Source organism: Geminicoccaceae bacterium, from assembly GCA_020638465.1.
GTDB lineage: Bacteria > Pseudomonadota > Alphaproteobacteria > Geminicoccales > Geminicoccaceae > JAGREO01.
The window spans coordinates 1,471,673-1,486,184 of record JACKIM010000001.1 but is presented as its reverse complement, the minus strand read 5'-3'; the positions used below and the strand labels follow the sequence as shown (position 1 = coordinate 1,486,184).

The following is a 14,512-nucleotide window of genomic DNA, read 5'->3' as shown; positions in this document are numbered from 1 at the left end:
GCGAAGCCTGAATCCTCGGTCCCGGGATATAAACACCTCTTCTTTCACGCCGAAGCACTTCGCCTGCGAGGCGAAGGCCTGGATCGGTTCGTGAACAGCCAACAGCATCTAACCGATCAACCCAGCCAGCCTACTCCGCGGGCGGGAAGTCGGTCATTTCGGGGATGCGCATCGGTGGTTCATCAATTTCGAGTTCCATCGGCGCTGCAAAGCGGTCATCGCCCGCCTTGAGCTTCTTCAACCTCGGCAATACTCCACCCGTGCCGGCCGGTATCAATCGGCCGACGATAACATTCTCCTTGAGTCCGGCAAGCCGGTCGATCTTGCCCGAGAATGCCGCATCGGTGAGAACACGAGTGGTTTCCTGGAAGGAGGCAGCCGAAACGAAAGACTGGGTCTGCAGGCTCGCCTTGGTGATACCCTGAAGTACCGCAAAGCAACTGGCAGGGCGTCTGTCCTCGGCAATGGCACGTTCATTGACCCGATCAAACTCGACACGGTCAACCTGCTCACCGACAAGGAAGGTCGTCTCGCCCGGATCGACGACCTCGATCTTCTGCAACATCTGGCGGACGATGACCTCGATGTGCTTGTCATTGATACGCACACCCTGAAGATTGTAGACCTCCTGGATTTCATCGACGAGATAGGCCGACAGCGCCTCTACACCAAGGACCCTCAGGATATCGTGCGGGACCGGGTTGCCGTCGACGATAAGGTCGCCCGGCTTCACGATATCACCTTCCTGCACGATGACATGTCGCCCCTTCGGGATCAGGTAGTCCACCGGCTCAAGATCCTCGTCGGCAGGAATGATCTTGAGACGGCGCTTGTTCTTGTAGTCCTTGCCAAACTCGATCTTGCCCTCGAGCTCGGCGATGATCGCGGGATCCTTCGGTTTGCGCGCCTCGAACAACTCTGCCACGCGTGGCAGACCACCCGTGATGTCACGGGTCTTCGAGGCTTCCTTGGGCAAGCGGGCAAGAACGTCACCCGCATGGACCTTCGCTCCCGCATCAACATTGAGAAAGGCCGCGACTGGCAGATAGTAGCGAGCTTCATTGCCCGACGGCAGGATGATCGGGTTGCCATCGTCATCCTGCAACAGGATTGATGGGCGCAAATTGCCGGCACGAGCCGACTGACGCCAGTCAATCAACTCCTTGCTGGCCTTGCCGGTGGTCTCGTCAACCACTTCCCGGAAGGAGATTCCCTCGACCATGTCCTGGAATACCACCGTACCATTGGTCTCGGTAACCACTGGCAACGTATGCGGATCCCATTCGGCCAGTACCTGGTCCTTTTCGACCGCACTGTCGGGTTTGACCTTCAAACGGGTACCATTTGGCAGCTTGTGACGAAGTTTCTCGCGACCGACCTCGTCATAAACCACCAGTTCGGAGTTGCGTCCCAGCACCACCTGACGACCCTGGCTATCATTCACCAACCGCGGGTTGACAATTTTCATCAAGCCGTTGACCGGTGCTTCCACTTGCGACTGTTCGGCCTGCCCCTGGGCAGCACCTCCGATATGGAAGGTACGCATGGTAAGTTGCGTTCCTGGTTCGCCGATGGACTGCGCCGCGATGACGCCGACCGCCTCGCCGATATTGACCGGCGTTCCTCGTGCAAGATCACGACCATAGCATCGACCGCAAACGCCACCGCTGCTGTCGCACGTCAGCACCGAACGGACCAGGACGGTATCGACATGGGCCTCCTGGATACGCCTCGCCATCTCTTCGACGATCATGGTCTGCGCGGGAATCAGGACTTCTTCCGTCCGGGGATCAAGCACATCCGCGGCAGTCGTGCGGCCCAGCACTCTTTCGCCGATATCCTCGTCCGTACCGGCGGTGATCGTCAGGTGACGCGAAGTACCGCAATCATCTTCAACGATGATGCAATCCTGCGCGACATCGACCAACCGCCGGGTGAGGTAGCCCGAGTTTGCCGTCTTCAACGCGGTGTCAGCCAATCCCTTGCGGGCTCCATGGGTCGAATTGAAATATTCGAGAACCGACAACCCCTCCTTGAAATTGGCAATGATCGGCGTTTCGATGATCTCACCGGATGGCTTGGCCATCAGGCCGCGCATACCGGCCAACTGCTTGATCTGCGCAGCCGAACCGCGAGCACCCGAGTGAGCCATCATCCAGATGGCATTGGGCTGCGACTGGCGACCGTCAGCGCGGCGGACTTTCTGCTGCGCCTGAATACCGAGCATCATCTCATCGGCAACCTTGTCCGAACAGCTTTGCCAGGCATCGACAACCTTGTTGTACTTTTCGTTCTTGGTAATCAGACCGTCGGCATATTGCTGCTCGAACTGCTTGACGAGATCCTGGGTTCTCGAAACCAGCGCCTCCTTGCCCATCGGGATGATCATGTCGTCCTTGCCGAAGGAAATACCCGCCTTGGCAGCATTCCCGAAACCAAGCGTCATCAACCTGTCGGCAAAGATGACCGTCTCCTTCTGGCCACAGAAACGGTAGACTTCGTCGATGACCTGGCTGACCTCCTTCTTGGTCAAGGTACGGTTCAACAACCGTTCGAACTTCAGTGCAGGGTGCCTCGGCATGATTTCGAACAGCATCATGCGACCGGGAGTCGTATCGACAACCCTTGTATGTTCCTCGCCCCGATCATCCAGCTCCGTGATGCGGCACCTGATCTTGGAATGCATCGACACCTGACCGGCCAGCAGGGCATGCTGCACCTCGTCGACATCCCCCAGCACGAGACCTTCGCCCGGCTCCCCTTCGAGCTCCAGCGAGATATAGTACAGGCCGAGAACGATATCCTGCGTCGGCACGATGATCGGCTTGCCATTGGCCGGACTCAGGATGTTGTTGGTCGACATCATGAGCACACGGGCTTCCAGCTGGGCCTCCAGCGACAGCGGAACATGCACCGCCATCTGATCGCCATCGAAATCGGCGTTGAAGGCCGTGCAAACCAATGGGTGCAGCTGGATGGCCTTGCCCTCGATCAACGTCGGCTCAAATGCCTGAATGCCCAGGCGATGCAACGTCGGCGCGCGGTTGAGCAACACCGGATGCTCGCGAATGACCTGCTCAAGGATGTCCCAGACCTCGGGACGCTCCTTCTCGACCATGCGCTTGGCCGCCTTGATCGTCTGCGCCTTGCCGTATAGTTCCAGCTTTGCGTAGACAAATGGCTTGAACAGTTCGAGCGCCATCTTCTTCGGCAGGCCGCACTGATGCAATTTCAGTTCCGGTCCGACCACAATCACCGAACGCCCCGAATAATCGACACGCTTGCCGAGCAGGTTCTGGCGGAAACGGCCCTGCTTGCCCTTGAGCATATCGGAAAGCGACTTGAGCGGCCGCTTGTTCGCACCGGTGATAACGCGCCCGCGACGACCATTGTCGAACAGCGCATCCACGGCTTCCTGCAACATGCGCTTCTCATTACGCACGATGATATCAGGCGCACGCAGTTCCATGAGGCGCTTGAGGCGATTGTTCCGGTTGATGACACGGCGGTAGAGGTCGTTCAGATCCGAGGTCGCGAAACGGCCTCCGTCAAGCGGCACCAACGGACGCAGTTCCGGCGGAATGACCGGAACGACTTCAAGAACCATCCATTCCGGCTTGTTTCCCGACTCCAGGAACGTCTCCACCAGCTTCAGGCGCTTGACGAGCTTCTTGCGCTTGGCCTCGGAGGTCGTTTCGACCAGGTCGGCACGCATCTGTTCGCGCTCGCGCGGCAGGTCGAGCGACTTGAGCATCGACTGCACAGCTTCGGCACCAATCCCCACCTGGAAATCATCACCGAACTCGTCGCGATAACGAAGCACCTGCTCCTCGTTCAGGAGCTCATGCTGTTTGAGCGGCGTCAGCCCTGGCTCGACGACCACGAAATTCTCGAAATAGAGAACGCGCTCCAGATCGCGCAGCGTCATGTCGAGCAAGATGCCGATACGCGTCGGAACCGACTTCAGAAACCAGATATGCGCCACAGGTGCGGCAAGTTCGATATGGCCCATGCGCTCGCGACGCACCTTGGACTGAATGACCTCGACGCCGCATTTCTCGCAGACGATGCCCTTGTACTTCATGCGCTTGTACTTGCCGCACAGGCACTCGTAGTCCTTGATCGGCCCGAAGATCTTGGCACAGAACAGACCATCCCGTTCCGGCTTGAACGTCCGATAGTTGATGGTCTCCGGTTTGCGCACCTCGCCATAGGACCATTCGCGAATCTGGTCGGGGCTCGCGATCGAGATCTGGATCTGGTCGAATTTCTGTCCGGTAGCGGGCTGGCCAAAGAGGTACATCAAATCGTTCATGAGATCCTGCGTCCTGTCGCCGGCAATAGAACGGAAAATCGACGGGAGGACTTGCCGACCCTCCCGTCACCATCAAGAAAAAAATGACCGGTCAGTCTGCCGTCATTTCCTGCTGGAGCTCGACATTCAGGCCCAACGCCTGCAGCTCCTTGACGAGAACGTTGAAGCTTTCGGGAACTCCGGCCTCGAACGTATCCTCGCCGCGAACGATCGCCTCGTAGATCTTGGTCCGACCCGAAACATCGTCCGACTTGACGGTCAGCATTTCCTGCAAGGTGTAGGAAGCACCATAGGCCTGCAATGCCCAGCACTCCATTTCGCCGAAACGCTGACCACCGAACTGCGCCTTGCCACCCAGCGGCTGCTGCGTGACAAGACTGTAGGGACCGACCGAACGGGCATGGATCTTGTCATCCACGAGGTGGCCGAGTTTCAGCATGTAGATGTACCCGACCGTTACCTGGCGGTGGAAGGGCTCGCCCGTTCGTCCATCGACCAGTGTCACCTGCCCCGAGGCGTCACACCCCGCATCTTCCAGCATCCGGACAATGTCGGCCTCATGGGCGCCGTCAAAAACCGGGGTAGCAATCGGCACGCCCTTGCGCAGGTTCTCGCCCAGTTCCAGCAACTCGCTGTCACTGTAATGTGCGACCTCACGCCCCGTCTCGTTACCGTAAATGGCCGTGATCCGCTCGACGAAGGCCTCGCGCTCGACTTGCCGTTGATAGCTGTCGACCAGTTGCCCCAACTGCCGGCCCGTGTTCGAACAGGCCCAGCCCAGATGGGTCTCCAGGATCTGCCCGACATTCATCCGCGATGGCACACCCAGCGGATTGAGAACGATATCCACAGCGGTACCATCATCCAGATAGGGCATATCCTCAAGCGGGGCGATCTTGGAAATGACCCCCTTGTTTCCGTGACGCCCGGCCATCTTGTCGCCCGGTTGCAGCTTGCGCTTAACGGCGACAAAGACCTTGACCATCTTGAGCACGCCCGGAGGCATCTCGTCGCCACGTTGCAGCTTTTCGACCTTGTTCTCGAAGCGTTCCTCAAGATGCTTGAGCCCATCATCGAGTTGCCGCTTGAGGTTCTGGATCTCGGTCATCCGGTCGATGTCGCCGACAGCGAGTTCCCACCACTGACGGCGCGGGAGGGTTTCGAACAACCCACCATCGATCTTCACGCCAGCCTTGATCCCCTTCGGACCTGCCGTGGTGGTCTGCTCATCGAGAACTTCGCGCAGACGGCCGTAGATGTTCCGCTCCAGGATGTTCCGCTCGTCGTCGCGATCCTTGGCCAGACGCTCGATTTCACCGCGCTCGATCGAAATGGCGCGCTCGTCCTTGTCGACACCACGACGGTTGAATACCCGCACCTCGACGATCGTGCCGGTCACCCCGGGCGGCACCTTCAAAGACGTGTCGCGAACATCGGCCGCCTTTTCGCCGAAGATGGCGCGCAGCAGCTTTTCTTCCGGCGTCATCGGAGTCTCACCCTTGGGTGTAACCTTGCCGACAAGAATATCGCCTGCGTTCACCTCTGCGCCGATATAAACGATGCCCGCCTCGTCCAGATTGCGAAGTGCTTCTTCCGAAACGTTCGGAATATCGCGGGTAATCGCCTCCGGTCCGAGCTTGGTATCGCGCGCCATGACCTCGAACTCCTCGATATGGATCGAGGTGAAGACGTCATCGCGGACGATCCGCTCCGAAATCAGGATCGAATCTTCAAAATTGTAGCCATTCCACGGCATGAACGCGACAAGGACATTGCGACCGAGCGCCAGTTCGCCCAGCTCGGTGGAGGGGCCATCGGCAATAATGCTTCCGGCATCAACCTTGTCGCCAACCTTCACCAAAGGTCGCTGATTGATACATGTATTCTGGTTTGACCGCTGGAATTTCCGCAGGTTGTAAATATCGACAACGGCATCAGCTCGGGCCGTTTCATCCGTTACCCGGACGACAATGCGCCCCCCGTCGACCTGATCGACGACACCTGTCCGCCGGGCCACGACGGCGGCACCACTATCGCGTGCCACGACCTCTTCCATGCCAGTACCGACAAATGGCGCCTCGGCACAGAGAAGGGGAACGGCCTGCCGCTGCATGTTCGAACCCATGAGCGCACGATTGGCGTCATCGTTCTCAAGGAATGGAATGAGCGCTGCCGCAACCGAAACCAGCTGCTTGGGCGAAACATCGATGAAATCGATCGTCTCCGGCCGGCAAAGCAGATAGTCGCCATTCTCCCGACAACTCACCAGCTCATCGGCGAAGCGGCCATCCGGCGTCAATGCCGAATTCGCCTGAGCAATCGTGTACCGCCCCTCTTCCATGGCCGAAAGATAGATGACATCGCCTTCCACCTTTCCGTCGACAATCCGCCGGTAGGGGCTCTCGATGAAACCGTATTTGTTGATACGGGCATAAGTCGCAAGACTGTTGATGAGCCCGATGTTCGGCCCTTCGGGAGTTTCAATCGGACAGATGCGGCCATAGTGAGTCGGATGCACGTCGCGCACCTCAAAGCCCGCCCGTTCGCGGGTCAGACCGCCGGGACCAAGCGCGGAAAGGCGCCGCTTGTGCGTAATTTCCGATAGAGGATTGGTCTGGTCCATGAACTGCGAAAGCTGCGAGGATCCGAAGAACTCCCGGACAGCCGCCGCGACAGGTTTGGCATTGACGAGGTCATGCGGCATCGCCGCGTCGATCTCGACGGAACTCATGCGCTCACGTACCGCACGCTCCATGCGGAGCAGTCCGATGCGGAACTGATTTTCCATCAGCTCACCCACGGAACGGACGCGACGATTGCCCAGGTGATCGATGTCATCGATCTCTCCCCGACCGTCCTTGATCTCGACCATGTGCTTGACAACGGACAGGATGTCTTCGCTGCGAAGGACCCGCACCGTGTCGTCGGTCTCCAGACCGAGACGGGCATTCATCTTCACGCGACCGACAGGTGACAGGTCGTAACGCTCGGGGTCGAAGAACAAACCGGAGAACAATGTGTCGGCAGTCTCCAGCGTCGGCGGCTCGCCGGGCCGCAATACGCGATAGATCTCGAGAAGGGCCTCCTCGCGATTGCTGCTCTTGTCGAGGACCAGTGTATTGCGGAGATAGGGTCCGATCGTGGTATGGTCGATGTCCAGCACGGGAAGCTCGTCGATACCCGCCTCGGCCAGCCGTCCGAGCATCTCGCTGGTGACCTCTTCGCCGGCCTCGGCAAAGATCAGGCCGGTCTCGTCATTGACCAGGTCACGACTGACAAAGCGACCGACCACCTCCTCGGCACTCAGGTAGAGTTCGGTGACTCCCTTCTCCGCAATCCGCTTCAACAGTCGCGGACTGATCTTCGTTCCCGCTTCGGCAAGTGTCTCGCCACTTTCGGCATCTGTCAGATCGCTGACGATCTTCTGTCCCTGCAGCCGGTCTCCCCTCAGCGGTATCTTCCAGCCCTCGCCGCAACGCTTGATGACAAGCTCGTGATAAAAGGCCGACAGGATACCCTCCTGATCGAAACCGAGCGCAAGAAGCAGGGATGTTGCCGGAAGCTTCCGCCGCCGATCAATGCGCACATAGACCAGGTCCTTGGCATCGAATTCAAAATCCAGCCATGACCCGCGATAGGGAATGACGCGTGCCGAAAACAGGAACTTGCCCGAACTGTGGGTCTTGCCGCGATCATGATCGAAGAAGACACCGGGGCTCCGGTGCATCTGGCTCACGATGACCCGTTCCGTGCCATTGACGACAAAGGTCCCGTTGGCCGTCATGAGCGGCATGTCGCCCATGTAGACGTCCTGTTCCTTGATGTCCCGAACGCTCTTGGCGCCGGTGTCCTCATCGACATCCCACACGATCAGCCGCAAGGTGACACGCAGCGGAGCAGCGAAGGTCAGGCCGCGCTGGTGACATTCCTCCACATCGTATTTCGGTGGCTCCAGCTCGTACTTGACATAATCAAGGGCTGCACGATCCGCGAAATCACGAATGGGAAACACGCTTCGGAAGACTTCTTCCAGACCTGAAACCGTCCGGTCCGCGGCCGCCACCAGCATCTGCAGGAAGTTTTCATAAGACTGCCTCTGCACCTCGATGAGGTTCGGCATGGTCGTCACTTCCGGAATGCGCCCGAAACTCTTCCGGATACGCTTCTTGGCCGTGATCGACTGATGCATGGCTTGCTCTCGCTCGCTCGGGTCCGCGCCTGCTACATCGGACGTCGGACCGGTGAAATTTTCACGACGAAGAAGGCGCGCCAGAGATGGGACTATCCGGCCGCCTTCCATGAAGATCGATGCGTTTTCTTACCGCCCACTCAAATGGTCGGTTCGAACTCTCGTTCCAACCAACCGAGCGAGCGACCAGGTCGACGCCAGTAATCGCGAGTTACTTGACCTCGACAGTGGCACCCGCGCCTTCGAGCTGCTCCTTGAGCTTGGCAGCCTCGTCCTTGGACACACCTTCCTTGACAGCCTTGGGCGCACCTTCAACCAGATCCTTGGCTTCCTTCAGGCCAAGGCCGGTGATTGCGCGGACTTCCTTGATGACATTGATCTTCTTGTCACCGGCAGCGGCAAGGATCACGTCAAACTCGTCCTTCTCCTCGACCACCTCCGCGGCTGCAGCACCACCACCAGCGGCCGCGACAGCAACCGGGGCAGCCGCCGACACACCCCACTTCTCCTCGAGCATCTTCGACAGCTCAGCTGCCTCGAGAACGGTAAGGCTCGAGAGATCCTCTACAATCTGTTCCAAGTTCGCCATCTTCATTCCTCCAACGCGAAAACCTTGTGACCCGTACCGGATCGTGTTCATGAAACGCGGCGCCTACACCTTTTCGGCATGCGCCTTGAGCACACGGGCGATCTGGCCGCCAGGTGCTTGCAGAATGCCGGCGATGCGTGTCGCCGGAGTATTGAGCAGAGCCAGCAATTTGGCCCGGAGCTCATCAAGCGACGGCAATTCGGCCAACGCCTTGACCTGAGCTTCGGTCAGCAACGAACCATCCAGCCCGCCGCCAATGATTTTCAACTTGTCGTTCTTCTTCGCGAAATCCACGATGGCCTTCGGAGCAGCCACGGGATCGCTGGAGAAGCCGATGGCGGTCGGGCCCGTGAACAGGGGTTCGAGATGCTCGAACGCAGTTCCCTTGATGGCTCTCTTGGCCAGAGTGTTCTTGGTAACCCGGAATACCCCTCCGGCGTCACGCATCGAACCGCGCAACCCGGTGACCTCCGGCACCGACAGCCCCATGTAATGGGTGACCACGACCACGCCACTTGTTGCAAAGACCTCGTGAAGACCGTCGAGGATCTTCGCCTTCTCGCCTCGAAGCACCGATTGCCTCCAAACACCGAATGTTGAACCAGCTGACTATGCCGCCCGCCGAGTTCTCCTTGAAGCTTCAGGAAACGTGCGAGCACGGCAAACCCCTCCATTCGCCTGCAGCGAATCAAGGCAGGTGCTTACTGTCACTGTTCTGAACCACCGCACCATAATAACCACGCAACGCAACGCAAGTTCTTTTTCGCCAGCAATGCCCGATTATGCGGAAACGCCGACGACGCTGGCCACCTCGACCTTGACGCCCGGCCCCATCGTGGAGCTGAGATGCGCTTTCTTCAGGTAGGTGCCCTTGGCTCCCGAAGGCTTCGCCTTGTTGATTGCGTCGACGAATGCACGGGCATTCTCGACCAGCTTGTCGGCATCGAAACTGGCCTTGCCGATACCGGCATGAACAATCCCGGCTTTTTCAACGCGGAACTGCACCTGACCACCTTTCGCGGCTTCGACCGCCTCCGTGACGTTGGGCGTCACAGTCCCGAGCTTGGGATTGGGCATAAGCCCACGCGGCCCCAGGATACGTCCAAGACGCCCGACCAAGGGCATCATGTCCGGTGTCGCGATGACCCTGTCGAAGTTGATCTCGCCAGCCTGGACCTTGTCGGCAAGATCCTCGGCACCGACAATATCGGCACCGGCTGCCTGAGCGGCGTCAGCCGCGTCGCCACGAGCAAAGACGGCAACCCGAAGGGTCTTGCCCGTACCGTGCGGCAGATTGACCGAACCGCGCACCATCTGGTCAGCATGTCGTGGATCCACGCCCAGATTGACGCTGATTTCGACAGTCTCGTCAAACTTGGCGCTTGCGGCACTCTTGACCGCATCAACCGCCTCATCGATCGCGTAGACTTTCGCCCGATCGATGGATGCAGCCGCCTTCTCGAAACGCTTGCCTTTCGCCATGCTCTCAGCCCTCCGCCACCTCAAGGCCCATTGATCGAGCCGAGCCGATGATCATCTGGGTTGCGGCCTCGACGTCATTGGCATTCAGATCCTTCATTTTCTGCTCGGCAATTTCCCGGCATTGGGCAACCGTCACCTTGCCGGCGACCGCCCGACCGGGCGTCTGACCACCTTTTTGCAGCTGAGCTGCCTTCTTGAGAAAGTAGCTCGCCGGCGGGGTCTTGGTGACAAAAGTGAACGAGCGGTCGGCAAACGCCGTGATGATCGTGGGGATCGGCATACCGGGCTCCATGCCCTGCGTCGCCGCGTTGAACGCCTTGCAGAACTCCATGATGTTGAGTCCGCGCTGACCGAGAGCCGGACCGATCGGCGGCGAAGGATTGGCCTTGCCAGCCGGCACCTGGAGCTTGATGTAACCGAGGATCTTCTTGGCCATGTACTACTCCTGCTTGCGGTTCGAGCGCGCCCACCTGCGTGAACGCTCCCGCTGACACACTGTCGAAAGCCCGGCCTAGAGCTTCTCGACCTGCGAATATTCCAGTTCGACGGGAGTTGCCCGCCCGAAGATCGATACCGACACCTTGAGGCGCGCCTTGCTTTCCTCCACCTCCTCAACAACACCTTCAAAAGTGGAAAACGGCCCCTCCGTGACCCTGATCCGTTCGCCAGCCATGAACATGACCGACATCTTCGGATGCTCGATACCTTCCTTGACCTGGCTCATGATCTGCTCGGCCTCGGCATCGGGAATGGGCTGCGGCTTGCCACCGCCGCCGAGAAAACCCGTCACCTTTGCCGTATTGCGCACGAGGGACCATGTCTCGTCATTGAGTTGCATCTTCACCAGAACGTAGCCCGGGAAGAATTTTCTCTCTGCATTGACTTTCTTGCCGCGACGTACTTCCACAATCTCCTCGACCGGCACCAGCACGTCATCGAAGAGATCGCTCATGCCCTTCTGCTCGGCCTGTTCGAGAATGGATTCCTTTACCTTCTTCTCGAAACCCGAATACACATGGATGATGTACCAACGCATCGCCATCAGCCGCCAAATCCCAGGATCAACTGTACTCCGAAGGCTATGAGCTGGTCGACGACGAAGAAGAACAATGCGGCCAACGCCGACATGGCGAAGACACTGATCGTCGTGAACGTCAACTCGCGCCGCGAAGGCCACGTGACCTTCGCGAGTTCCTGACGAACCTCACGGACGAACTTTGCCGGCGATGTCTTTACCATCGTCTCCCACCCGAATAGCCACCCCGATCAACAGGGACTCTCTTGGACGCCATGGCAGGAGTGGAGGGACTCGAACCCCCAACCCCCGGTTTTGGAGACCGGTGCTCTACCAATTGAGCTACACTCCTAAGCGCCCGAACGGCAACCGTCGACGACATTCCGGTCGCCGACGCCGGCGTCTTCTAGGGCCTCACGGCGGGGCTTGCAAGCCCCGCCTGACAAAAAGCCCTGATTTTTACGGCTTTTTATTCAAGATCAATCCTCGATGCTGGCGACGACGCCGGCACCGACGGTACGTCCGCCCTCACGGATGGCGAAGCGAAGGCCCTGTTCCATGGCGATGGGGGCGATCAGTTCGACTTCCATCGTCACGTTGTCGCCCGGCATCACCATCTCCGTGCCCTCGGGCAGCTTGATCGAGCCCGTCACATCGGTGGTCCGGAAGTAGAACTGCGGACGATAGTTCGAGAAGAACGGTGTATGACGCCCCCCTTCGTCCTTCGTCAGGATGTAGGTCTCGCACTTGAACTTCGTGTGCGGCTTGATCGAACCCGGCTTGCACAGCACCTGGCCACGCTCGACATCGTCCCGCTTGGTGCCGCGCAGCAGAACGCCGACATTGTCGCCGGCCTGACCCTGGTCCAGCAGCTTGCGGAACATCTCCACGCCCGTGCAGGTGGTCTTGGTCGTCGGACGGATGCCGACGATCTCGATCTCCTCGCCGACCTTGATCACGCCACGCTCCACACGGCCCGTCACCACCGTCCCGCGACCCGAAATCGAGAACACGTCCTCGATCGGCATCAGGAACGTCCCGTCCACGGCACGCTCCGGCTGCGGAATGAACTCGTCCACCGCCTTCATCAGTTCGAGGACCGCATCGTGCCCGATCTCGTTGTTGCTGCCTTCGAGAGCGGCCAGCGCCGAACCCTTGATGATCGGAATGTCGTCGCCGGGAAACTCGTACGCCGACAGAAGTTCGCGAACCTCGAGCTCCACCAGCTCAAGCAGCTCCTCGTCGTCGACCATGTCAACCTTGTTCATGAACACCACAAGCGCCGGCACACCAACCTGGCGGGCCAGCAGAATGTGCTCGCGCGTCTGCGGCATCGGGCCGTCCGCCGCCGAAACCACCAGGATGGCACCATCCATCTGCGCCGCACCGGTGATCATGTTCTTCACGTAGTCCGCATGGCCAGGGCAGTCCACATGCGCATAGTGGCGGCTCGGCGTCTCGTACTCGACATGCGCCGTGTTGATCGTGATGCCGCGAGCCTTCTCCTCGGGAGCCTTGTCGATGTTGTCATACGACGTGAACGCCGCACCGCCCGACTCCGCAAGAACCTTCGTGATCGCCGCTGTCAGCGTCGTCTTCCCGTGGTCCACATGCCCAATCGTCCCGATATTCGCATGCGGCTTCGTTCGCTCAAACTTTTCCTTGGCCATGGCCGGTTTCCCGAGTTACCTGCGTTCGCGCAATGACGTTGTCAGTTTCGTCGAGCTGGAGCGGGTGAAGGGGATCGAACCCTCATCTTCAGCTTGGAAGGCTGTTGCTCTACCATTGAGCTACACCCGCTGATGACCGACGAACGGCCCGGCATGGTTCCGGTTGGTGGAGGGGGTAGGATTCGAACCTACGTACGCTGTCGCGGGCAGATTTACAGTCTGCTGCCTTTAACCACTCGGCCACCCCTCCGTTCCCGGTCCGGGCCGTAAACGCGCGCGGAATATCGCCGTTCTCACAGAGATGTCAACCGCAATGGCCGATAACAACAGAACAAGAGACAAAAACTCCCGAACCGGGAGGAGATCCGCTCCTCACGATCACCCGGGCAAGCGAAGTGATGCCGGTGGCAACCGAACCGGACCGAGAGCATCACCACGGTCCGGCAATGCCGAAACCGCGCCTCCACGCCATCAGGGGCGGCGCACCGGTGCCGCCGGCGGACAACGTCGGGAACGTTCATCCGGCAGCCTCCTGCTCTACGGGCTGCACGCGGTAGCCGCCGCCATCCGCAATCCACGGCGGCAGGTTCAGGCCTTGCTGGCGACAGAGGAAGGCATGGGCCGGCTGGGTGACGCGGCGCACAAGGCCAGACTACGCATCACCCCCGTCTCGCCGGAAGATCTCGCCCGCCGACTGCCACGCGATGCCGTTCATCAGGGTGTGGCCGTGGAAGTCCAGCCACTGCCGACACTCACGCTCGAACGAGTGATCGCCATCCAGCCGGAACGCAGCCTGTTCCTCGCCCTCGACCAGATCACCGATCCCCGAAATTTCGGAGCGATCCTGCGCGCATCGGCCGGTTTCGGCGTTCGCGCAGTCATCGTTCCTGAACGCCGGTCCGCCGAACTCAACGGTGCAGCAGCCCGAGCCGCCGCAGGTGCACTGGACATGGTCCCCATCGTTCAGGTGGTCAATCTGTCACGTGCGCTCGAACGCCTCAAACAGGCGGATTTCTGGATCACCGGCCTGGACGGCGAAAGTGACCGGACATTGGCCGAAACCGGGCCGAGCCGGCGACGGGTGCTGGTCCTGGGCTCCGAAGGCAGCGGCATCCGCCGGCTGGTCGGGGAGAGTTGCGACGAGATCGTCCGGATCGAGATGGACAGGCGCATGGAAAGCCTGAATGTCGCCACGGCCGCCGCCGTTGCTCTCTACGAACTGAGTCGCAAGGACCGGGAGTGAATTACCCCG

At 59.6% G+C, this 14,512-nt stretch carries 10 protein-coding genes and 3 tRNA genes; 1 reads left to right on the top strand and 12 read right to left on the bottom strand.

Going from position 1 to position 14,512, the window contains the following annotated elements:
• Window positions 1-130: 130 nt before the first annotated feature.
• The 12 genes from rpoC to H6851_06995 all read right to left on the bottom strand — a co-directional run bounded on the left by rpoC (window position 131) and on the right by H6851_06995 (window position 13,510).
• Window positions 131-4,315, bottom strand: a complete 4,185-nt coding sequence (gene rpoC, locus H6851_07050) for a DNA-directed RNA polymerase subunit beta' (GenBank protein MCB9943363.1) — start codon at window positions 4,313-4,315, stop codon at window positions 131-133.
• 91 nt (window positions 4,316-4,406) lie between these two features.
• On the bottom strand, window positions 4,407-8,504 hold the full coding sequence (rpoB, locus tag H6851_07045; GenBank protein ID MCB9943362.1) for a DNA-directed RNA polymerase subunit beta: 4,098 nt from the start codon (window positions 8,502-8,504) through the stop codon (window positions 4,407-4,409).
• 211 nt (window positions 8,505-8,715) lie between these two features.
• On the bottom strand, window positions 8,716-9,093 hold the full coding sequence (gene rplL, locus H6851_07040) for a 50S ribosomal protein L7/L12 (GenBank protein ID MCB9943361.1): 378 nt from the start codon (window positions 9,091-9,093) through the stop codon (window positions 8,716-8,718).
• Window positions 9,094-9,156: 63 nt separating this feature from the next.
• On the bottom strand, window positions 9,157-9,666 hold the full coding sequence (gene rplJ / locus H6851_07035) for a 50S ribosomal protein L10 (protein MCB9943360.1): 510 nt from the start codon (window positions 9,664-9,666) through the stop codon (window positions 9,157-9,159).
• 207 nt (window positions 9,667-9,873) lie between these two features.
• Window positions 9,874-10,575, bottom strand: a complete 702-nt coding sequence (gene rplA / locus H6851_07030; GenBank protein ID MCB9943359.1) for a 50S ribosomal protein L1 — start codon at window positions 10,573-10,575, stop codon at window positions 9,874-9,876.
• Between the two features lie 4 nt (window positions 10,576-10,579).
• Window positions 10,580-11,011, bottom strand: a complete 432-nt coding sequence (rplK, locus tag H6851_07025; protein ID MCB9943358.1) for a 50S ribosomal protein L11 — start codon at window positions 11,009-11,011, stop codon at window positions 10,580-10,582.
• A gap of 75 nt (window positions 11,012-11,086) precedes the next feature.
• A complete protein-coding gene (gene nusG / locus H6851_07020) occupies window positions 11,087-11,617 on the bottom strand; it encodes a transcription termination/antitermination protein NusG (protein ID MCB9943357.1) in 531 nt (176 codons plus the stop codon).
• Window positions 11,617-11,814: a preprotein translocase subunit SecE gene (secE, locus tag H6851_07015; GenBank protein ID MCB9943356.1), complete on the bottom strand. Its 198-nt coding sequence runs from the start codon at window positions 11,812-11,814 to the stop codon at window positions 11,617-11,619. The genes nusG and secE overlap by 1 nt, the downstream gene beginning before the upstream one ends.
• A gap of 52 nt (window positions 11,815-11,866) precedes the next feature.
• Window positions 11,867-11,942 (bottom strand) — tRNA-Trp (locus H6851_07010).
• A gap of 127 nt (window positions 11,943-12,069) precedes the next feature.
• Window positions 12,070-13,260 (bottom strand): elongation factor Tu, encoded by a 1,191-nt coding sequence (gene tuf / locus H6851_07005; protein MCB9943355.1) that lies wholly within the window; start codon window positions 13,258-13,260, stop codon window positions 12,070-12,072.
• A 56-nt stretch (window positions 13,261-13,316) separates the two neighbouring features.
• Window positions 13,317-13,390, bottom strand: a tRNA-Gly gene (locus H6851_07000).
• 34 nt (window positions 13,391-13,424) lie between these two features.
• Window positions 13,425-13,510 (bottom strand) — tRNA-Tyr (locus tag H6851_06995).
• A gap of 63 nt (window positions 13,511-13,573) precedes the next feature.
• On the opposite strand from H6851_06995, the gene rlmB reads away from it, so the two are divergent.
• Window positions 13,574-14,503 (top strand): 23S rRNA (guanosine(2251)-2'-O)-methyltransferase RlmB, encoded by a 930-nt coding sequence (rlmB, locus tag H6851_06990; GenBank protein ID MCB9943354.1) that lies wholly within the window; start codon window positions 13,574-13,576, stop codon window positions 14,501-14,503.
• Window positions 14,504-14,512: the final 9 nt, after the last annotated feature.

Excerpts from the sequence above, each read along its gene's own strand:
- rpoC (MCB9943363.1), bottom strand. The coding sequence starts at position 4,315 with ATGAACGATTTGATGTACCTCTTTGGCCAGCCCGCTACCGGACAGAAA.
- rpoB (MCB9943362.1), bottom strand. The coding sequence starts at position 8,504 with ATGCATCAGTCGATCACGGCCAAGAAGCGTATCCGGAAGAGTTTCGGG.
- rplL (MCB9943361.1), bottom strand. The coding sequence starts at position 9,093 with ATGGCGAACTTGGAACAGATTGTAGAGGATCTCTCGAGCCTTACCGTT.
- rplA (MCB9943359.1), bottom strand. The coding sequence starts at position 10,575 with ATGGCGAAAGGCAAGCGTTTCGAGAAGGCGGCTGCATCCATCGATCGG.
- rplK (MCB9943358.1), bottom strand. The coding sequence starts at position 11,011 with ATGGCCAAGAAGATCCTCGGTTACATCAAGCTCCAGGTGCCGGCTGGC.
- nusG (MCB9943357.1), bottom strand. The coding sequence starts at position 11,617 with ATGGCGATGCGTTGGTACATCATCCATGTGTATTCGGGTTTCGAGAAG.
- secE (MCB9943356.1), bottom strand. The coding sequence starts at position 11,814 with ATGGTAAAGACATCGCCGGCAAAGTTCGTCCGTGAGGTTCGTCAGGAA.
- tuf (MCB9943355.1), bottom strand. The coding sequence starts at position 13,260 with ATGGCCAAGGAAAAGTTTGAGCGAACGAAGCCGCATGCGAATATCGGG.
- rlmB (MCB9943354.1), top strand. The coding sequence starts at position 13,574 with ATGGCCGATAACAACAGAACAAGAGACAAAAACTCCCGAACCGGGAGG.